Raw genomic sequence first — 18,994 nt, 5'->3', positions numbered from 1 at the left:
GCCCCATGAAAAAACCGCGCCCTCGAGCGCGGTTTTTTCATGGTTCAACGTGTTTGGGGCTGCGCCACTCGGGCGGCTTCCAGAAGTAGCGCGGGTCTCGGGCGTGCCAGGCGTCGCGGAACATGTCACGCCATTCGTGGAAGGTGAGTGTCAGCGGGTTGTGCGTGCGTATCTGCCGCGTGATGCCGTATTCGGGCGCGGCCTCCTCGGGCACGAAGCTGCCGAACAGGCGATCCCAGAGGGTCAGCACGCCCGCGTAGTTACGGTCGATGTACTGCGGATTCCTCGCATGGTGGACCCGATGCACCGACGGCGTGTTGAGAACCATCTCAACGAGCGGCCAGCGCCGGCCCAGCCGCGTATGGACGAAGAACTGGAACGCGAGGTTCAGGCCGACGGCCAGGATCACCCAATCTGGCGTAAATCCGATGAACGCGAGCGGAATCCAGAACAGCCACATGCCCGAGATCGGATAGGTCAGGCTCTGCCGGAACGCCGTCGAGAAATTCATGCCTTCCGATGAGTGGTGCGCCACGTGCGACGCCCACAGCCAGCGCACCCGATGGCTGGCCCGGTGGAACCAGTAATAAAGAAAATCCTGTAGTAACAGCAGCAGCGCGAACGACCACCAGGTCTCCGGCACCGCGCGCAGACCGTGCGCGTAGCACCACGTGTAGACCGTGCGGATCAGCAGCCAGAGGAAGAAGGCGTCCGACGCCTGATGCATCAGCGCGAGGCTGGCGTTGGATAGCGTGTCCCGCCAGCTATAGACGGCGGGGTCGCGGCGCGCCCAGTACCAGGCCTCCCAGCCGATAGTCAGCAGGAAGACCGGCGCGAAGGCCATCAGGATCAGGCCGGGATCGAAGCCGGCGGATTGCGGGGGCGTGACGTGCATGGCGCAAGTGTGCACATTCTCAAGGTTTTTGCGTGGAGGGCTTCCTCCATACGCACCATGTGCTCGATCGTGCGCGCGCGCGTCGTCTATCGCACATCATCACAAATCTGCAACACAGACTATCCATCGCGATGCATCAAGGTTCGTGCGGGCGCGCCGTCATTGCGTGTGCGGCCGAGGAGGAGTGGCCGCTTTTCACGTTACGGAGAGTCGCCCCCATGTTTCGCAACACTACGATCGGAGCCAGGCTGTGGCTCCTCACGATTGTCACGAATTTGTTGCTGCTGATTGTCGGCGGCGTCGGTTGGCTGGGCATGTCGCGCAGCAACGACGCCACGCGTCAGGTCTATCAACAGCAGCTTGCCGCCGCGACGTATCTGGCCGAAGCGCGCTCCAACCAGTTGCTGGTGCGCGTGCTGCTGGACCAGGCCGCGTTCGCCACCGATCCGGCCGACGCCAAGGCGCGCGCCGCCACGGCACAGGACTTCGCGCGCCAGTCGGACGCGGCCTGGAAATCGTATCTTGAGATTCCTCGCAATGAGGAGCAGACGCGCGCCACCGAGGCCGTGTCGGCCCGTCGCCAGGCGCTGTTCACGCAGGGCGTGGCGCCAATGATTGCCGCGCTCCATGCCGGTAACCGCGACGCGATGATGACGGCGGTCATGGACACGATTCCCAAGCTCGACATCCAGTTCACGGCCGTCAACACGGAACTGGCCCGTCTACAGGTGGCGAGCGCCAAGGCCGTGTACGAAAGTTCTCAAGATCGTTACGGTCGGCTGCTGACGCTCTCGCTCGTCGTGCTGGCCGTGGGTCTGGTGTTCAGCACCGTGGTGGCCTGGCGCCTGCGGGTCTCCATTGTCCGGCCGCTCGACGTGGCCATCGCCCGCTTCGCCCGCATTGCCGACGGGGATCTCGGCACCGCGCATCGGGAGGACGCCGGCGTAATGGTCGACGAGCACGCCAGGAATGAGACGAGTCGCATGCTGGGGATGCTCGGCCGCATGCAGGCGCGGTTGCGCGAGATGGTGGGCGAGGTGCGCGGCGGCGCCGACTCGATCGCCGCTGCCAGCGCGCAGATCGCCAGCGGCAACGCCAACCTGTCGCAGCGCACCGAGCAGCAGGCCGCGTCGCTGGAGGAGACCGCATCGAGCATGGAGCAGCTGACCAGCACCGTACGCCACAACGCCGATAGCGCGCGCGACGCCACCTCGCTGGCGACTAACGCCCAGACGCTGGCCGAGCGCGGCAGCACGGCGGTTTCGCGCGTAGTGGACACCATGCGCGCCATCGACGCCGGCGCCAACAAGATCGTCGACATCATCGAGGTGATCGAGAAAATCGCGTTCCAGACCAACATCCTGGCGCTCAATGCCGCCGTGGAAGCCGCCCGGGCGGGGGAGCACGGGCGCGGCTTTGCCGTCGTAGCGGGCGATGTTCGAGATTTGTCTCAACGCTGCGCGGCGGCGTCTAAGGAGATCCGGGGGCTGATCGGCGCGTCGGTGTCCAGCGTGCGCGAGGGCACCTCCCTCGTGGACGGGGCGGGCAGGGCGATGCAGGACATCGTGGACGAAGTACGACGCGTGAGCGACATCATCGGCGGCATCAGCGCGGCATCGGACGAGCAGTCGCGCGGCATCGAACAGGTGAACGTGGCGGTGTCCCATATGGACGGCATGACGCAGCAGAACGCGGCGCTGGTCGAGGAAGCGGCTGCCGCGGCGGCGTCGCTCCAGGACCAGGCCCAGCGGCTGACGGGTCTCATGGCCGCCTTCCGGCTGGCCTGAGCCGAGTCCGTTGAGACGATTCTGAAAATCGCAAAGTGGCCCGGCATCGTCATGTGGCTGGCGTAAAATCGCTGGCAACAAGAAAGGAGCAGAGACACATGACGGAGTTTGGATCGACGCAGGCAGTGGTGGAAGTGACGACCGAGGAGCGTGGCGGGGTGGCGTATCTGACGCTGAACCGCCCGCAGGCGCTGAACGCGCTGTCGCTGGAGATGATTCGCGCGATCACGGACGCGTTGACGCGCTGGGAGGCCGATCCGGCGGTGCACGCGGTGGTGGTGGCGGGCGCAGGCGGCAAGGCGTTCTGCGCTGGCGGAGACATCCGCTGGTTCCACAAGGCATGGCACGCGCAGGACCCGCTGCTCGACCAGTTCTTCGTCGAGGAATACGCGCTCAACCACTTGATTCACCGCTACACGAAGCCCTATATCGCGCTGATGGACGGCGTGGTCATGGGCGGTGGAATGGGCATTTCGCAAGGTGCCCGCCTGCGCATCGTCACGGATCGCACGAAGATGGCGATGCCCGAGACCAATATCGGCCTGTTCCCAGACGTGGGCGGCGGCTGGTTCCTCGCCCGCACGCCGGGCCGGCTGGGCGAATACCTGGGCTTGACCGGCACGGTCATCCACGCCGCCGATGCGCTGTACGCGCGTCTGGCGGATGCCTACCTGCCCGCCAATGCGCTGGCCGAGATGGTAGCGGCGCTGCAGGCGGCCCGGTTCAGCAGCCCCGAGTCGGTGGTGGCACATATCGCCAGGTTCACGGACCAGCACGCAGCGGCCTGCCAGCCGGCCGACAGCACCCTCGCGCGGCTGTCGGACCAGATCGACACCGCGTTCGCGGGCGCGACGGTGCCGGCCATCCTCGCCACCATCAGCGATGCCGAAGGCGATTGGGCCGCCCAGACCGCCGCGATGCTGCGCAGCCGTTCGCCGCTGATGCTATGCGTGACGCTCGAGCAGATTCGCCGTGCGCGGTCGATGGCGCTGGACGACGAGCTGCGCATGGAACTGGACATGATGTACCACGTGTTCCGCATTGGCGAGAAGGTGGAAGGCATCCGCGCGCTCGCCGTGGACAAGGACCATCAGCCCAATTGGCAGCCGGCGCGGCTTGACGACGTGACCACGGCACGTGTGCGATCATTCTTCGATAGCCCGTGGCGGCGCGAGGAACATCCGCTGGCCGGTCTGGGTCGATAGACTGAATCGATAGACAACTCGGGCAGGGCAACATGCCCCGCCCGGATTTTCGCTGCATCCGTTGCAATCCGTTGTACTTCAACCGTCAACAGTGAAAGGAACCCGTGATGAGCAATCCTCGTGATGTCGCCGTAGTGGTGGGAAGCCTGCGCAAGGAATCCCTGAACCTGAAGCTGGCCAAAGCGCTGGCAGCGCTGGCGCCGCCGCAGTTGAAACTGGATATCGTGGATATCCGGCAGCTGCAGATGTACAACCAGGACGACGACGACAATCCACCGGCCGAGTGGGTGGCGTTCCGCGACCGCATCCGCCGCGCAGATGCGGTGCTGTTCATCACGCCCGAGTACAACCGCTCGGTGCCCGGCGTCCTCAAGAACGCCATCGACGTCGGCTCGCGCCCCTATGGGCAGAGCGCCTGGGACGGCAAGCCGGGCGGCGTGATCAGCGCATCGCCGGGTGCCATTGGTGGCTTCGGCGCCAATCACCACCTGCGCCAGTCGCTGGTATTCCTCAATATCCCGGTCTTGCAGCAGCCCGAAGCCTATATCAGCGGCGCAGACAAGCTGTTCGACGCGCAGGGCGGGATTGCGAACGAATCGACACGCGGCTTCCTGAGCAAGTACCTGACGACGTTTGCCAGTTGGATCGACAAGAACGCCGCTCGCTGATCCAGGTGGGGAAGGTAGGGTCAGCCCAGTCCTACAGTGCGAAGCGGGGCGGCCCCGACATCGCCGGCAGGTGCCTGTTTCTATAGTGGAGTCAAGCCCACTACAGATATTCAGGAGGAAAACCATGCCGTACATCGTCGCGTGGCTACTCGGCGTCCCGGCCTTCGTGCTGGTTCTGATCTGGCTGTTCATGCATTGATGCCCCCCGCATCACGAGCAAGAGCCAAACGGCGCTTTCGGGCGCCGTTTTCTTTGACGCAGCACCCCGCCGAGTGCAGCCGGCGCATCCCTTACCACGCCCTGCAACGCACGCCCAGCTCACGTATACTGCGGGTCTCCCAATAGCCGGGTTCGTCCCAGGCTACATCCGCTATCCCACGACCCGCATGACCGTAAATCCCCGCCGCATCTCGGTGGCCCCGATGATGGATTGGTAGGAAGTAAGCCTGACTTTGGCTTAACCGCGCGGGTTACAGGGCAATGCCTCCCTTCCTCGTAGCAAATTCGTAGCACTGACGATCGCCGTCGGGGCTAGGGAACACTTGCGCCACGCCGCAGACATCAGTTTCACACACCACTTTTCTTGGATTCCTCGCGGCCCATGGAGGCTGAATGCCGGCATCGACGTGTCTAGGGTCAACTCGTTCACCTTCTCGAAAAAGGCGTGCTCAGGCTCTGGTGTTGGGCGGCGAGGGCCGGAAGAAGGCTTTTGCGGGCGGAGAAGGGTGAAGCCAAGGACCGACTGGGGGCTTAGTCCTGGCTTGCGGGGCACTTGCCCAGCGTTTCGACTAATCATCGGCGGTCTCTATGTGGCAAATATTTCTCACACATTGTGAATTTGTTGCTGCATGCAACAGTTGCTGATACATTTCCTATCCATATCCCATGTGTTCTCGGAGAGTAAGGTGAGTAATCTGCCCGTGCCGCCGGCTAGAGATAAACGAGCAAAATTTGTAGAGATTGCTTCGAGACGTGTCAATCGAGTCATTAAGGAGATCCGTCTGATCTCAAACCTGTCGAATCGCTCGGCATACGAGTACACGGACGACGACGTCCGAAAGATCAGTCGTGCCCTGCAAAGGGAGCTGGACTTGATGAAGGCTCGATTTGAGGGCACGGGTCGCGGCGCGGAGAACGAATTCACTTTGTAGGGAGAGGGAGATGAAATGTCTTGCAAGAGTCATTCCCCGCGCCGAAGTCGATCAGGGGATCACGCAGCGTGATCAGTTCAATAGCGACGAGTTTCCTATTCGGGAAACCCTGGTGCGTGAGCCGCACCAAAACTCATTGGACGGTCGTTCTAAACTCTTCACAGGGCCGGTCACAACAAGAATCCGCTTGGTCGAACCAAGCGCGGACAACGCTTCGTATTGGAGTGAACTTCTTGAGCCATTGAGGCCGCACCTTGCAGCGTCGCGCTTGGACATGACTGGCGTAGAGCTCTCCATGCCCCGAATTCTCTTAATTGAAGACTTCGGAACGACTGGGCTGCTTGGTGATCCGAACGACAAGGACGAGCTGAACTTCTCGGACTTCTGGCGACGGTTCGGGCTGTCGCACAAGAAGGGTGGGGCTGCCGGCCGATGGGGATTGGGTAAGCTGGTGTTCTCTAGCGCGTCGTCTATCGGAACATTCTTCGGGTTGACTATCCGCGCTGACGATCCGTCAGGGGAAAGGCTGCTGATGGGCCAGGCAGTTTTGAACAATCACAAAATCGGCACCCTGAACTATGCGCCACATGTGTTCTTTGCCGTGAGGGCGGACGACGGCTTCCAGCTGCCATCGCGAGACCCTTCCACCATAGAAGCTTTCCGGAAAGCGGCGGGGATCACTCGGACCAAGGAACCTGGGCTGTCGATAGCGGTGCTTTGCCTTCGCGAGGGACTGGAACCCACGAAGTTGATGCCGCACGTGATCACGAACTACTTCTTTCCCATCTTGACTGGGCGACTGGTAGTCGAGATGGGCGACAAGAAAATCGACAGTGCCAGTTTCGCTGAGCTTGCGGAATCCCACGGCGGGCCTGAGCTGGCAGATGGGTCACTCATAAGGTTCATCCGACTAGTCGATGCTGCCAGATCAATTGCTCCCGGAACTTCCTTGGGTTCAGACTGGATCAAGCACGGCGTCGCTACGAGCCTGACAGAAGCCGAACTGAAGCACGTTCGTTCGTCATTCGGTGCTGGCGAGCTAGTGAACGTTCGAGCACCGGTTGAGCTCCGGCGCAAAGACGGAGCCATTTTGCAGACTTATGTCGATGCATATCTGCAAGCGGCTCCTGAGCCATCCAAGGGGCAAGCCCTCTATGTACGAGGCGACATCACTATTCCAGGGGAATCGCGCTCGTTTCGTGGTCGAAAGACGATGGCGGCGCTGTTGGCCTCAGACACCAGCATTGTCGAGTTTCTTGGCGACTCCGAGAATCCCGCGCATACGCGCTGGGTCGGGTCTGCGGACAAGCTAACCGCGAAGTGGAGCAGAGCTGGTGAGAAGGTCTCTGCAATCAAGCGGCTACTGAACGATCTGAACGACATCGTGACGGAAGCGGAGACGCAAATAGATGAGGACGCTCTGATCGAGTTCTTTTCGATACCGACACGCGTATCTCCGGATGTCGATATAAGGCCCAAGCCTGTTCCGCGCCCGTCCCCGCCGCCGGCGCCGCCACCCGCAAAGCCTCGGGCGTTCAATGTGACCCCAAGGTCAGGAGGATTTGTCATCCGCGGCAACCCCGATGCGATTGTCCCCGTTCCATACCAGATCAGGGTCGTTGCAGCCTACGGTGTACGGCGAGGCAACCCCTTCAAGCGCCACAAACCGCAGGACTTCGACTTCCGCGGCAGCGGCTCGATCGCGGCAACCGCGACCGGGGCAACGTGGCACGCCACGGAACCGAACACAATTCTGGTCGATGTGGCGAGTCCAGATTTCAAGTTCGAAGCGACCGGCTTCGACACCGAACGTGATCTCGAACTGAATGTAAGGCGGTAGCCAATGAAGCGAAGCATCAATTCGACCGGTCGTCAGCGCATCACCCGCGACATGGTTTCTTTCCGGATCGAGCGATCCCCATCCGGCCGGCCTGTCAGCTTTAGCGCCGATCTCAGTGGACTCGCTGACCTGAAGCTTCCTCCTTCGGCGAGGGTGTCCGTCGAACCATTCCTCGGCCACAGCGCCATGCGATTTGAGTTTGGAACTATCGGGACAATCGTCGCACCGGCCAGTACGTTGCTCGATGAAATCGATAACGGCGGGGAAGTCAGCTTTCGGGTCAAGGTCATCGATGACAACGCTGGTCGTCTTGGGAGGCTTCTCGCATCCGGGGATCGCATTTCCGAGGCACCACTCGGGGGGCCTGAGGCGGGGCGCCTGCCCTTGCTGCCGGTGAAACCTGAATGGCTCGAAGAGCGAATTTGGGACGTGAGCACCGCTGACGGAGAACGTCCCTATCTGCTGGTCAACTCTCGAATTCCAGGGCTCGCTGCGCGCATTCAAGAAGATCCGCTGCTCAGAGGCTCCATCTTGGTAGAGGCATTTCGAAAAATCCTCTCAGTGATGCTCGACTCGGGCGATGGCGACGGCATTGCATGGTTCGCAGACTGGAAGACGTTCCTCACCGACGTGCTCGGAACGAGCTATCCCGAGGACCTCGATCCCAGCGATGACGGTGGCGAACGCGAGGAATACATAGTCGATACGCTCGAGATCTTCTCGAAAAAATTCCAGTTTGCGACGCAATCGATCCCGGCGGGTGAGCAAGAGGAGTCAACCCATGAGTGAAACAGTACGGATGCTCAACGATGAGGGTATCGGTCACTTCGAAAAGTACGTTGAGGAGCTTCGAAGCAATCCGACGCTGCCCCCGCCACTCCACTTGCTGACGGATGCTGCTACGTCCCTCCCTGCGCCGTTTACTGCATCCATCGCACTCCAGCCACTCGGCCGACCCTATCGATCTGCATATGAGCTCGGCAAGTATCTGTGCGAAGAGGTCCTTGTCGGCGTTAGCAAGCCCATGATCTCGCGCGACCACCGGCTCTGGAATTGGTTGGCTCTCTTCATGTTCGACGAATTGTGTCCGTCGCTCGACGGCAAGCGTGCTCCGCTGGAAACTGCAGCCTACGTGCTTAGCAAGGACTTTAAGTACACAAGGTACTACAGACATTTGGTCCGTAGCACATGGGTCCTAGTCGCCGTGCACAAGAAGTTCGCCAAGGTTCTACTTACGGCCGGCTCGAATCAGGCATCTCCCGTTTCTGTTAGAACCGAAATGCAGATGCAGCTCTCGGCCACACAGGAATTCGTCGAAAGCAAGAGCGTCGTGGAGACAGCCTACGCCCTTTATTTCGACGAATCTGGTGACCGCATGAAGGTCGGCAGCTCGTCAAAGGGGGCAGGGACGCCGAGACGCTTGGTAACAGTGCTGAACCAGTTCGACCTCACATACGATTTGCATGCATCGCCGGCGGCAACGCTGGTTGCGCTGTTGCCTGCAGAATTCGACCGTTTCCGTGGCAAAGTGAAGTCGAAAGCTAAAGGCAAGTCCCACGACTCGGTTGTCGCATCACTCAAAGCTGAGTGAACGACTGCTGTGATCTGCTTCGCTAACAAAGATGGCACTGCATTGCTTACCTGCCTGAACAGCTGCGTTTTGTGACATAACGAAACGCACGCGATCAAGGATATTTCAAACTAGTGATTTGGTGGCGATCAAGCCTCGGGCTTCCCACAGGGGCCAGCGCACCTCTTTAATTTCTGCGGAGAAGAATTTCTCGAACGAAATAACGCTTTCCTGTCGCTTATATTCTGTCGTGTCCGAGTTCTTGAGGCTTTCCGGCACGACAAGGCGGATGCCCTGCGAAGCCATGTCCGTAATAGCGTTCTCGGCGATGTTCTCATCCACCGTCGCAAGGAAAAGATCGCAGTTTCTTATTTCCGCATGAACCTGCTTCCATCGCTCGCGTAGCGTCGTCTTGGCGCTCAGTACCAGAGCTTCTCTGTCAGTCCTTGCTCCATCGTCATAGAGGGCAAGGGAGGGCAGTATGAAGTCGGGCCGTTTCTTGGCCTCGATGACGACCTGCTTCTGGAACGGGATCCCGCCGTCGATCAGCATTGCCTCGATGTGATGCTCAAATGAGTAACCTGCCCGCGACTTTCGCTGTTGGGCGGCAGAAAGCATAATCGCGTCGATCTTTGGGTACTCGAGTACGATCGCGCGCAAGGCCTTCTCGGGTGAAACTGCCCCAGGAGCATCGCCGAGAAGCAGGCGCACCAGTTCGACCGCCCGCGCTCTCATTTGAAAGTCTTTGAAGATCTCATATTCGACCCCGCGACTTATGGAACGGATTACATCGCCAGGTCTGGCTATTGAGTAGGGGTCGAGACTCGTTAGGCCATTGTCGGCCATGAAACGAGTCCTCGCCATTTCCGCTAACGCGGCAGTCGTCGGCATGGAAGCATACTTGGCGGCCAGGGCGACGATGTTCCCGTCGAAGAAGGCCTTTACTACCTCCTCGATGAACGTGATCTCCTTCTCTTCGCGCTTACGCCGCAACGCTTCCAGCGCGAAAATGCCGGAACGAAAATCCGGGGCAAGCGAGAGGAGGTCACCGAGCAAATCGCAATCTTCGCTCTCGGAGTCGATGGTGACAGCCCTGTATTCGCCCTCACCCCGCCTTCCGATGACCAGGAAAGAGGCCGGCGCCAGATCGCTGAACGCTGCCTTTGGGAGCCCCGTTAAATGCGTCTCAGCGCCCTTGCCTGTGTAGTGAACGAGTCTGGCCTTCCTCTTGACATTGATGCCGGCCCAATCGATGTCGAAGAAGGCTTCCCGTATCTCGTCGGCCCCCGCTTTCTCGCGCCGCTTGGCTACTAGTGGCGCGAAAAAACCGCTATCACGCTCGGAAGGGGGAACATAAACGCCGGCCTGGTGCTTGTTAGGAAGCCGCGCCCAATCGCGATCATTTAAAGATAGCTTTTTTACAAAGACGGCTTCCGAGCTGTCAAGGAAAGCGGAAATCGGAGGGCTCGGCTCTTTTTCCGCAAAGATATCGAATTGTTCCGGCATTTGTCCTGAATTGTTATGCGGTTGTTTGAGGACATGCTACCCGCCAGTCGAAAAATGATCCATAGCGGCAATTTCGACCCGTGTCCCATTCCCCGATCTTATCCATTCAGCCAACTCTTCACAGACGGTCTCGATGGGTCTTTTCCCACGCCCTCTGATCGCGCATTCGCGGACGATTGCAACTCGCCAACCTTCTGCAAGAAGTTCGGAGACGACGCGGTCATCCCTTGCGCGGTTGCCCTCGATCTTGGTCGTCCAGAATTCAGGCCTGGTGCTGGGAATCTTGAAAAGGGGGCAGCCTACGTGCCCATGCCAGAAACAGCCGTGGAAGAAAACCACCGTCCGTCGTCCCCGAAAGACAATATCGGGCTTTCCGGGCAATGTGTCGCGGCGAAGCGAGTAACGAAGCCCGAGGCGATGTAGGCCTTTGCGCAGCGCCAGTTCGGGCTTTGTGTCTTTCCCGCGGATGCCCGACATCATTCGGCTGCGGATCTCCGGCGGGACGACGTCTACCACGTCAGGCAGCAAACAGTCGGGGCGTACCGGCCTCTTTCTCGGCCAAGGCCATGACGCGCGGTTTCATCAACGCGGCGACGGCTTCGAACACGGGTACGGCGACGGCATTGCCGAACTGGCGATAGGCCTGAGTATCCGAAACAGGAATTTTCCAGTCGTCGGGAAAGCCCATGAGCCTTGCACACTCGCGCGGAGTGAGTCGCCGTGGGTTCTTCTTCCCGCGCGACACAAGGATTTCTGACCCATCCTTGTGGTAGCGGGCCGAAAGTGTTCTTGAGACCATGTCGGGGGTAACAAGGCCAAAGCCAAAACCGTTTCCGGCGGCTTTATGCTTGTCCGCATAGGCCTTCAGGTAGGCCCACAGCTTGTCCGACAGGACATATTTATCAGAGACCTTCGCCTTAGGTCCAGCTGTGAACGGTGCCTCCGCCGACTCGCTACCATCCTCGGGGTGCAGAATTGAGGCGAGTCGTGGACCTTCATTGGGAAGGTCTAGATCGTCGAAACTGAATCCTACGTCCTCTCGAAAACCGACAATAACGATTCGTTCCCGATGCTGAGGAACGAATCTCTTGGCATCGATGACACGTGCCTCGACATGATAGCCAAGCTCTTCGCGAAGAGTGCGCATGATGACACTGAACGTCCGGCCTTTGTCGTGTGAGACCAGGTTCTTGACGTTCTCGAGCAGGAAAGCCTTCGGCCGCTTTTCTTCAAGAATACGTGCGACGTCAAAGAACAGCGTGCCTTGCGTATCGCATGCGAACCCGTGGGCCCGGCCTAGTGAGTTCTTCTTTGAAACCCCCGCGATACTGAAGGGCTGACAAGGAAAGCCGGCAAGCAGCACATCATGATCAGGAACATCGGAGGCTTCGATTTTGGTGATGTCGCCATTGACCTCGTGCTCATCGCCGAAGTTTGCAACATAGGTCTTCTGCGAGAAAGTATTCCACTCGCTTGTGAATACGCATTTGCCGCCTTGCCGCTCAAAGCCGAGGCGGATGCCGCCGATTCCAGCGAACAAATCGATGAAGGTGAAATCTCCACCGCTGACGGACGGTGTGCGAGGGCTTTTCGGAACCTCTACGTCCTTCCGCATGAGCTCACGAATTGCCAAACCGACCATCCGGGGAGCCAAATTTTTGCCTGTTTCCCAACGCGAAACAGTTTTCGCATCCACACCGAGTAAGTCGGCCAGCTCCTTCTGTGTCCAGTTCTTCCGCGCCTCCGAGAGGATCGCCTCAATCTCAATGGGATCGCCCATGCCTTGCTCCCTTTTTGCCCTTCTTGTGCTTTCGACCCATATGGGAATGCTGGCGGACATTATGCCCCTGAATGGTCCCAGGGTCCAGTCCTCACATTGTCGAGCGATGGCGAAAAGTGGAGCAAAAGGCTGTCTCCACCAACGTCATGAGTGACTTGCAAAAAAGTCTATACTGTATATTTGTACAGTGCAACGGCTGAGCGCTCTGGGTGACACCAATCGTCCGCGCGCCGACTGGCGGGCTAGGTGCGGGTGTACTTCGGAAGCGTTCACAACTCGACCCGCAGACCAGTGATGATGTTTTTCAGTGTGTCCGCATTCAAGCCGTGGCCAGCGCGCGCTTCATTCGTTGGTAGTTCGCCCGGGCCGCAGCCCGTTGCTCATCGAGGTAGTCCGACACGTCGCGGATGTCGCCGACCAGGTTGCGTCCTTCTTTACGCATCGGGATAGGAAACGTGCCGGCCGACATCCGGTTGTACGCGGTCTGCTTCTGGATCCCGATCGCGTCGCAGACCTCGTCCAGCGACAGCAGCATCCGCCCATCGAACTGCGCGGCCAGCAGAAAGAGGCTAGATTTCAAGGCTTCGCTCCAATCCACCGGGCCGGCGGGCGGGTCAATTCGATCATGCGTGCTGCTGCATTGGTCATTCTTTGGGTCGTCAGGCGGCGTGCTCGCGGCAATGTAAATCCGGTGGGCACGCTCACGCCGGTCGCGATCGGGTGGCCCATGACGTTGCGCCAGTAGCCTTGGTAGCAACGGTCGAGTTGCATCAGCCCACCTTCCTCGGTCGGCCCACGGGCTGCTCGCGGTACGACTCGGTCCACGCGATGACCTCGGCGGCCTTCCAGCGCGGGAGCGCTTTTGCTTGCTCGCTCTTGCCGGACTGCACGGAGGGGATGCGGATCGGTTTCGGGAATCCGGGCAGCGTCACTACCCGCTCGCGCACCACCTTGGGCGAGCGCACCAGGTATTCGGCGATGCGCTCCACGTCCCACAGGGTGACGCTCACTGGCAGCGCCGGCCGCACGTGGTTCGCCACGGCCACCGCAATGCGTTCGATCAGGTCTGCTTCGCTCATGCTGATGCTCCAGGTTCTGGCTGTTTTTTTGTTAAAGCGTGCGGCTGCTTCGGTCATTCGTTGAATCGTTTGGGGCCGCGTGCGGGTAGCTTGCATTGCGGGATCAATGACCTCTTGGTCCCACGCCGGCGCGCCGGTGGGCTGGCCCATCGCGGGAAGGTGAGGGGGAGTTGGTCATGCTAGGATCGGTATCACGTTGCGGGGGCGGATATGGAACGCGTTTCCGAGTACCGAGGCTTCGAGATCCGGATGTTCCTGACTGGAGCGTCCACAGACATGTTTGACGTCTGGTTCCAGATCACGGGGCCGACCACTCCAGCTGGAGTCGCCGCGATAGGAAAGCGGATCAAAGTTCACGGCAGCCCATTCTCCAAACGATGGGCATATCTTGTGGCTGAAGTCGCTGGCCGTGCTGCGGTGGACGTGATATTGGGCGTGGACGAGTAAGTTGCCCTTTTGACCCCCGACGAATTGGAGGGACAAGCCATGGCAGAGAGCCTCATTTTCATGGATCGGCACGTGAGCTTCGAATTGACCGAGAGGACTTTCGGGGTGTGGCATTGGGCGTACACGCTCGACGACCAAGCGAGATTCGAGAGCCAAGGCATGTCCTTCCCCACGTGTGAACTTGCGATGGCCGACGCCATGCGTGATGCAAAGATTCGAATTGAACGGAGCCCGGAGTAGTCTTTCACCGGCACCTTCATGAGTGCTACATAGCTTCACCATTCTTGGGAGATGGCCGTGGCGAAGTGCGATGCTTGTTTTTCGATCGTCCCCGACAGGCGGGGGGAGCGGGGTCACGAAGCCCTTGTTGAAACCGGCAGTGAGAAAATCCGTCCGTTCGGGAAGGCGCCCGTCATCAAAACGTCGTTCACTTGCTCGACGTGCGGGACGAAATGGACATACGAGAACGATATGAACGACAGCTTCGCCGGATGGCATGAGGTTGAGAACTGACATTACGCAGCGTCCGGCTGCGGCACCGACAGTGCAATGGCAACCGGCCGCACCCACACCGGCGTAGCCGACAGCATGAACGTCTCGCCAGTCTCCGCCAGCAGCAGCGTGGTCCCCATCACCTCCGCAATCGCGCGCGCAGCGTCTGGCGGCACAGCATTACCAATCCGCTCGCGCCAAGCCTGATCACTCAGCCCGTCCAGTTCCAGGTATTCCTCCGGCTCGATCAGCGACTGCAACGCGGCCAGTTCGAGCGTGGTGAACGGGCGATGCCAGGTCCCGTCCAGCGCCCGAATGATGGCGACCAGCTTGGCGTTTGCCGCTGGCAGCCGGGGATCCGCCACCGACCACCGGCCGTTGTCGTAGCCTGCCGCTGCGGATACCGCGCCGCTGTGCTGATTCCAGCCGATGACGCCGCAGTGCCCGGCGGTCAGGTAGTTGTCCCCCTTTTCGCGGTGGAAGCCCGGTCGCGGGTCGGCCACCGCGTAGGCGCCCTGGCCCGTTGTGCTGCCGGCGATTACCGTGCCGGTCGCCGACTCCCACGACGTGACGGCGTACTTGCCGAAGGTCGGACCCACGCGGCGGGGGTCGGCCACGCACTGGCCTGTGCCGTGCGCGCTGGTGACGGCGCCGGAGGCGTTGCCCCATGGCACGATGCGATATTCGTTGTTGTGCTTGGCCGGGCCGGCGTGGCGCGGATCCGCGACGCTGAAGGTGCCCTGGCCGGGCGACTTCACGCCGATGATGGCCCCGGAAGCGTCGCCCCAGCGAAGGACGCCGTACTGCTGGTATTGCGCTGCGTCCGCCGGGCCGCGTGGGTCGGCGACGGAGAACGCGCCATTACTCGGCAGCGACTCGCCCGCGACCGCGCCGACATGCTCGTTCCAGTCCAGCACGCCCAGATAGCCATTCCGGCGCTCCGGGACGATGAGGTAGTCGCGCAGCTGCCCGTTTTCGATTGCCAGCCGGGTCAGGGTACGCCAGTCGCCGCCCGCCTCCACAAAGGCCAGCCGCACCCACGTCTTCCACTGCAGTGCCGGGACACGGTGCATCGGCCCGCCGGCCTTGGCGCCAGGCAGCGGCATGCGGCCGATCACGGTGCCGACGCCCTGCAGGCGGCGCACGGGCGGCTCGTACAGGCACGCAGGCACCTTGGCGGTGTGCCGCGCGACCAGGAGGAAGCGCTTCCGGCTCTGGGCCAGCCCGCCGATCACGCCACAGTCGTGCGTCGTCTCGTTCACGGCATAGCCGTAGTGCCGCAGCAACTGCCCGATCTGGTCGAGCAGGTGTCGACCGCGCGTGGCCAGGCGCGGAACGTTCTCGAACACGATCAACTCGACTGGATCATCCTTCCACGCTTCGCACATCAGCCAGACGCATCGCAGCGTCAGTTCGTTCAGCGCCTGGTACTTGGGCGTGCGGCTCAGGGTTTCGGACAGCAACCCGGACGCGCCCTTGCATGGGGACGAAATGAAGACACAGTGCGGATGCTCGTTGTTCGCCGCGCACTGGATGTCGCCCGGGGTGGCTTCGTGCCAGTCCGCAGGCGGCTCAGTGCCGTGGAACGCCGCGTACTGTTGCCGTGTGAACAGATCCATGACGGTGCAAGGCGTGCCCACAAGCGCTTCGAAATCCCGGGCTGCAGCAGGGTCGTTGTCAATGCCGCCGATGCATCGCCAGGTGGCGATCATGTTGCCGACATGGGCCACGGTTTTGCGAAAGCCTTTGGCGCCGCCGCCAAGGCCAGAGCACATGGTGAAGCAGTTGTATTCGCGGCGGATCATGCTACGATGCCTCCCAAAAAATTAGGAAGAAAATGGGGAAAAAGGAAATGGGGCTCGTAGCCGGTGGCTTCGCCGCTGGATTGCTGTTGACAGCGTTGATCGGATTTCCCCCGACCAACAGCAGTGAGTGGGCCTCCTGGGTTCAGGCATTTGGCTCCATCGGGGCACTTGCCGGCGCGTTCCTGGTAGCGAACCATCAGTATCGGCTGCAAATGCGAGCAGAAGCTACCCGCAGGCATGACGATGCGGTCGAACTCATAAGGTCCGCCGCGACTTTCTTGGCTCACGCCCGAGGTGCCATTGGGCAGTCGATGAGAGATATAGAAGGGCACGACAGTGGGGACCCTTTTGAATCCCACCCCGACAGACTGTTGGACGTGCAAGCGGCTCTGCGGGGATTTTTGAATCGGCCGCTTCCTTTGAAACTGTTGGCTATGGTTCTGCACATGCAGCGCCTTGTCACTGAGTCCTTGCGAGAACTGCAAGATCGAGACGACCTTGCCCTTCAATACAAAGAGGGGGCACTTCGACGAGCGAGAAAACGGGACGACGAAGCGGCGAAGCTTCTCAAGGACGTTCTGACGGTCGACGCTTGACACCTTCGTTGGATGTGCAATGGAGCCGCCGCCGAGGCCGAAGCAGTAGCCGAACGCTTTGTATTCGCGGCGGATCATGCTGCCTCTCCCGCGTGTACTTGCATCGTGATCCCCATGTGCTCTCGCACAAGCTGCGCAATTCCTTCCTCTACGTCGGGCGTGATTTCGAACTGCGCCTGTCCCTCGGGGACGACGATGGTTGCGCGCAGGCTTGGTCTCTTGAAGAGGCTTTCGGGCAACTGCAGTGAAATGCGGATCGGCACCTCCGTTGCATCGCAGTTGGGCTTGGTGCGAGTCACGCGCACGGACGGCTTGCCGGCTGCGTAGCCGGACGCGGTGAAACGCTGGCTAACCACGGCATAGAAATCGAGCTTGATGTTCATCCGAAGTGCCTCTCGTGCAGTTCGTCTAGCTTTTCGACCTGCGCACCTGTGAGCTGCGTCACCTCACCAGCGCGCATGACGGCAGCCAGCTTGCGTACGAAGTCCTGTTCCCAGGTGATGAGGCCGCTGGTGTCCAGCATTCCTTCGAGGCGCTGGATCATGGCAGCTGTGCTGATCATCATTGCGTCTCCCCCGATGCATGCGTGTCGCGCACGTGGTCGTCGAGTCCAACCCGCTTCACGCGCCTGCCGCAGGTAGCGCAGGGGACTTTGGCGAGTCGGTTACTCGGGCTTGTTTGCCTTTCGGGCGTTACAGGAGGTGCATCGTCCTTGCATCTGCCGCAGCGCCACGGCGGCCCATCGCCGCCTTTGCGATTCGTGCAGCCGCAGCCTTCGCACAGCGTGCCGTCGAGCATCATGTCTGCGATCTCGCCCATCAAGCCGCCTCCGAATGCTCGAAGTTGTGCCCTTGTACGCGCAGGTCGGGCGCATCGCCGTGGCGCCAGATATCGGCGGTAAGGTCGGGCAGTTCCCCTACTGCGTCGATTCCGCGCGTCTTCTTTAGGTTCAGTACGCGGCGCATTGCCAGGTCATGAGCGCGTTGCTCGGACATACCGACCCACACTCGCTGGCCGAAATGTGGCCTGTGGTGCGGTGCATAGATGTCGCGATGCCATTTGACGTGGGCCATGCCCATGACCTCGCCGCAACTCGGGCACGGGACGTAGAACGCTGTCACGCCGTCCCGGCTGTTCCAGATCACCTCGTGATGACCGCATTTGCACGCGTAATGCATCAGGCAAAACGCCTCGGCGTGCCTGGTATTCTTGGGGGCACCCATCACGCTGCCTCCCGGCTGGCGTCATCCTCGCCAATCACCGTGCGCTGGCCATCCGCATCCGCAGGGCTGACGACACAGCGCCTTTCCATCTCTTCCACCAGTCGCACAGCCCGGCCGTTGCCAATCTGGAGCTGCCGCCGTAGCTTGCTGATGCTCACCTTGCCATCCGCGCGGACGCATTCGACGGCCTGGTCGTACAGTTCATCGATCACCTCGGGATGCTCATCTTCGCGCCATGCCTTCCAGCCCTTCACCCATTCGATGCACAGCGGGCCTGCCATGACGGGGCATGCGCTCTCCGGCTTGCCTTCGGCGGCGGCCGTGGCGCCGGCCTCGAAGGCGGCATTGAGTTCGTCCTGAAGGGGTTGGTGGTCGATGCCGAGCACTTTGAACTCGGCATCGACCACATCGTCACCATCGGTTGCTGGCGGCATACCGGCGCCATCGTCGTCTGCATACTCCCGACCCAGATCCAACCCCCGCTGGTCGGCCTCGCCACGGACCTCATCCATGCCGCCTGTGAAGGTCTCTGGATTGCCGCTGACCACGAGAAGCACCGCTTGACCCTGGGCCGTGGCCAGCTCCAGTAGGCCGGGAGCGGCCTTGCCGAACTTGATCGTGGCCTGCGTGCCGTTGTGGATCGTCACCTTGTCGAGATCGCCTTGAAGGACTGTCCGGCCATTGGCTGCGATCAGATGCACCGCCATCTTGACCGCCGTGTCGACGCGGTTGCGGAGCCGCTCAATGATGTCGTCCTGCTTTTTCTGGGACATCTTTGCCCAGATCGAGGGCATCATCTTCATCTCAAGCACAAGCGCGGAAAGCAGATCCCTTCCAACGGTGCCGGCAGTCATGTTCAGGGTGTCTCGCATTTCAGGTGAGTGGCTCATGTTCGTGTCCTGGCTGGTCATTGGGGTGCCGCCTCTGGCGGCCGTCACGCCTGGTTCTTG

General features: G+C 60.8%; 20 protein-coding genes. 7 read left to right on the top strand and 13 right to left on the bottom strand.

Features of this window, described 5'->3' with window-relative positions:
* Nucleotides 1-37: 37 nt before the first annotated feature.
* Entirely contained in the window at nt 38-895 is an 858-nt protein-coding gene (locus tag BM115_RS00800) for a sterol desaturase family protein (protein WP_092289573.1), read from the bottom strand.
* Nucleotides 896-1,113: 218 nt separating this feature from the next.
* Between BM115_RS00800 and BM115_RS00795 the strand changes: the two genes are divergently transcribed.
* The 6 genes from BM115_RS00795 (at nt 1,114) to BM115_RS00765 (ending at nt 9,137) form a co-directional block, all read left to right on the top strand.
* Nucleotides 1,114-2,682 (top strand): methyl-accepting chemotaxis protein, encoded by a 1,569-nt coding sequence (locus BM115_RS00795; RefSeq protein ID WP_092289571.1) that lies wholly within the window; start codon nt 1,114-1,116, stop codon nt 2,680-2,682.
* A 98-nt stretch (nt 2,683-2,780) separates the two neighbouring features.
* Entirely contained in the window at nt 2,781-3,887 is a 1,107-nt protein-coding gene (locus BM115_RS00790) for an enoyl-CoA hydratase/isomerase family protein (protein ID WP_092289569.1), read from the top strand.
* 107 nt (nt 3,888-3,994) lie between these two features.
* Nucleotides 3,995-4,555: an NADPH-dependent FMN reductase gene (locus tag BM115_RS00785; protein WP_092289568.1), complete on the top strand. Its 561-nt coding sequence runs from the start codon at nt 3,995-3,997 to the stop codon at nt 4,553-4,555.
* 1,161 nt (nt 4,556-5,716) lie between these two features.
* Complete coding sequence (locus tag BM115_RS00775; RefSeq protein ID WP_143093838.1) at nt 5,717-7,546, top strand: hypothetical protein; 1,830 nt, start codon at nt 5,717-5,719, stop codon at nt 7,544-7,546.
* Nucleotides 7,547-7,549: 3 nt separating this feature from the next.
* Nucleotides 7,550-8,335 (top strand): hypothetical protein, encoded by a 786-nt coding sequence (locus BM115_RS00770; protein WP_092289564.1) that lies wholly within the window; start codon nt 7,550-7,552, stop codon nt 8,333-8,335.
* On the top strand, nt 8,328-9,137 hold the full coding sequence (locus BM115_RS00765) for a hypothetical protein (protein WP_143093837.1): 810 nt from the start codon (nt 8,328-8,330) through the stop codon (nt 9,135-9,137). The genes BM115_RS00770 and BM115_RS00765 overlap by 8 nt, the downstream gene beginning before the upstream one ends.
* Before the next feature lie 105 nt (nt 9,138-9,242).
* Here BM115_RS00765 and BM115_RS00760 read toward each other — a convergent pair whose 3' ends face one another.
* From BM115_RS00760 to BM115_RS00740, 6 genes are all read right to left on the bottom strand, one after another.
* Nucleotides 9,243-10,622: a type II restriction endonuclease gene (locus tag BM115_RS00760; RefSeq protein ID WP_092289560.1), complete on the bottom strand. Its 1,380-nt coding sequence runs from the start codon at nt 10,620-10,622 to the stop codon at nt 9,243-9,245.
* 36 nt (nt 10,623-10,658) lie between these two features.
* Complete coding sequence (locus BM115_RS00755; protein WP_092290813.1) at nt 10,659-11,138, bottom strand: very short patch repair endonuclease; 480 nt, start codon at nt 11,136-11,138, stop codon at nt 10,659-10,661.
* A 1-nt stretch (nt 11,139) separates the two neighbouring features.
* Complete coding sequence (gene dcm, locus BM115_RS00750) at nt 11,140-12,402, bottom strand: DNA (cytosine-5-)-methyltransferase (RefSeq protein WP_092289558.1); 1,263 nt, start codon at nt 12,400-12,402, stop codon at nt 11,140-11,142.
* 319 nt (nt 12,403-12,721) lie between these two features.
* Nucleotides 12,722-12,982: a helix-turn-helix transcriptional regulator gene (locus BM115_RS00745; protein ID WP_092289556.1), complete on the bottom strand. Its 261-nt coding sequence runs from the start codon at nt 12,980-12,982 to the stop codon at nt 12,722-12,724.
* Nucleotides 12,979-13,173 carry a hypothetical protein gene (locus BM115_RS27005; RefSeq protein ID WP_143093836.1) on the bottom strand — a complete coding sequence of 65 codons (195 nt, stop codon included), beginning with the start codon at nt 13,171-13,173 and terminating at the stop codon, nt 12,979-12,981. Before BM115_RS27005 ends, BM115_RS00745 begins: the two co-directional genes overlap by 4 nt.
* Nucleotides 13,173-13,481 (bottom strand): hypothetical protein, encoded by a 309-nt coding sequence (locus BM115_RS00740; protein ID WP_092289554.1) that lies wholly within the window; start codon nt 13,479-13,481, stop codon nt 13,173-13,175. Before BM115_RS00740 ends, BM115_RS27005 begins: the two co-directional genes overlap by 1 nt.
* A 210-nt stretch (nt 13,482-13,691) precedes the next feature.
* On the opposite strand from BM115_RS00740, the gene BM115_RS27425 reads away from it, so the two are divergent.
* On the top strand, nt 13,692-13,928 hold the full coding sequence (locus BM115_RS27425; protein ID WP_092289552.1) for a hypothetical protein: 237 nt from the start codon (nt 13,692-13,694) through the stop codon (nt 13,926-13,928).
* A 515-nt stretch (nt 13,929-14,443) separates the two neighbouring features.
* Here the strand turns inward: BM115_RS27425 and BM115_RS00720 are convergent.
* The 6 genes from BM115_RS00720 to BM115_RS00695 form a co-directional block, all read right to left on the bottom strand.
* Nucleotides 14,444-16,225: a DNA cytosine methyltransferase gene (locus BM115_RS00720; RefSeq protein ID WP_092289546.1), complete on the bottom strand. Its 1,782-nt coding sequence runs from the start codon at nt 16,223-16,225 to the stop codon at nt 14,444-14,446.
* Nucleotides 16,222-16,899, bottom strand: coding sequence for a hypothetical protein (locus BM115_RS27000; RefSeq protein ID WP_143093835.1), 678 nt, complete (start codon nt 16,897-16,899; stop codon nt 16,222-16,224). Before BM115_RS27000 ends, BM115_RS00720 begins: the two co-directional genes overlap by 4 nt.
* Complete coding sequence (locus BM115_RS00710) at nt 16,896-17,204, bottom strand: hypothetical protein (protein WP_092289542.1); 309 nt, start codon at nt 17,202-17,204, stop codon at nt 16,896-16,898. The genes BM115_RS27000 and BM115_RS00710 overlap by 4 nt, the downstream gene beginning before the upstream one ends.
* Nucleotides 17,201-17,386: a hypothetical protein gene (locus BM115_RS00705; protein WP_255370654.1), complete on the bottom strand. Its 186-nt coding sequence runs from the start codon at nt 17,384-17,386 to the stop codon at nt 17,201-17,203. The genes BM115_RS00710 and BM115_RS00705 overlap by 4 nt, the downstream gene beginning before the upstream one ends.
* Nucleotides 17,387-17,639: 253 nt before the next feature.
* Entirely contained in the window at nt 17,640-18,044 is a 405-nt protein-coding gene (locus BM115_RS00700; protein WP_092289540.1) for a hypothetical protein, read from the bottom strand.
* Nucleotides 18,044-18,955 carry a DNA translocase FtsK gene (locus BM115_RS00695; protein WP_255370653.1) on the bottom strand — a complete coding sequence of 304 codons (912 nt, stop codon included), beginning with the start codon at nt 18,953-18,955 and terminating at the stop codon, nt 18,044-18,046. The genes BM115_RS00700 and BM115_RS00695 overlap by 1 nt, the downstream gene beginning before the upstream one ends.
* Between the last annotated feature and the right edge of the window lie 39 nt (nt 18,956-18,994).

The sequence above is a fragment of the Cupriavidus sp. OV096 genome, assembly GCF_900115455.1.
Taxonomy (GTDB): Bacteria; Pseudomonadota; Gammaproteobacteria; order Burkholderiales; family Burkholderiaceae; genus Cupriavidus.
This window is presented reverse-complemented; position numbering and strand designations above follow the sequence as displayed.

Excerpts from the sequence above, each read along its gene's own strand:
- BM115_RS00800 (WP_092289573.1), bottom strand. The coding sequence starts at position 895 with ATGCACGTCACGCCCCCGCAATCCGCCGGCTTCGATCCCGGCCTGATC.
- BM115_RS00795 (WP_092289571.1), top strand. The coding sequence starts at position 1,114 with ATGTTTCGCAACACTACGATCGGAGCCAGGCTGTGGCTCCTCACGATT.
- BM115_RS00790 (WP_092289569.1), top strand. The coding sequence starts at position 2,781 with ATGACGGAGTTTGGATCGACGCAGGCAGTGGTGGAAGTGACGACCGAG.
- BM115_RS00785 (WP_092289568.1), top strand. The coding sequence starts at position 3,995 with ATGAGCAATCCTCGTGATGTCGCCGTAGTGGTGGGAAGCCTGCGCAAG.
- BM115_RS00775 (WP_143093838.1), top strand. The coding sequence starts at position 5,717 with ATGAAATGTCTTGCAAGAGTCATTCCCCGCGCCGAAGTCGATCAGGGG.
- BM115_RS00770 (WP_092289564.1), top strand. The coding sequence starts at position 7,550 with ATGAAGCGAAGCATCAATTCGACCGGTCGTCAGCGCATCACCCGCGAC.
- BM115_RS00765 (WP_143093837.1), top strand. The coding sequence starts at position 8,328 with ATGAGTGAAACAGTACGGATGCTCAACGATGAGGGTATCGGTCACTTC.
- BM115_RS00760 (WP_092289560.1), bottom strand. The coding sequence starts at position 10,622 with ATGCCGGAACAATTCGATATCTTTGCGGAAAAAGAGCCGAGCCCTCCG.
- dcm (WP_092289558.1), bottom strand. The coding sequence starts at position 12,402 with ATGGGCGATCCCATTGAGATTGAGGCGATCCTCTCGGAGGCGCGGAAG.
- BM115_RS27005 (WP_143093836.1), bottom strand. The coding sequence starts at position 13,173 with ATGCAACTCGACCGTTGCTACCAAGGCTACTGGCGCAACGTCATGGGC.
- BM115_RS00740 (WP_092289554.1), bottom strand. The coding sequence starts at position 13,481 with ATGAGCGAAGCAGACCTGATCGAACGCATTGCGGTGGCCGTGGCGAAC.
- BM115_RS27425 (WP_092289552.1), top strand. The coding sequence starts at position 13,692 with ATGGAACGCGTTTCCGAGTACCGAGGCTTCGAGATCCGGATGTTCCTG.
- BM115_RS00720 (WP_092289546.1), bottom strand. The coding sequence starts at position 16,225 with ATGATCCGCCGCGAATACAACTGCTTCACCATGTGCTCTGGCCTTGGC.
- BM115_RS27000 (WP_143093835.1), bottom strand. The coding sequence starts at position 16,899 with ATGATCCGCCGCGAATACAAAGCGTTCGGCTACTGCTTCGGCCTCGGC.
- BM115_RS00710 (WP_092289542.1), bottom strand. The coding sequence starts at position 17,204 with ATGAACATCAAGCTCGATTTCTATGCCGTGGTTAGCCAGCGTTTCACC.
- BM115_RS00705 (WP_255370654.1), bottom strand. The coding sequence starts at position 17,386 with ATGATGATCAGCACAGCTGCCATGATCCAGCGCCTCGAAGGAATGCTG.
- BM115_RS00700 (WP_092289540.1), bottom strand. The coding sequence starts at position 18,044 with ATGGGTGCCCCCAAGAATACCAGGCACGCCGAGGCGTTTTGCCTGATG.
- BM115_RS00695 (WP_255370653.1), bottom strand. The coding sequence starts at position 18,955 with ATGACCAGCCAGGACACGAACATGAGCCACTCACCTGAAATGCGAGAC.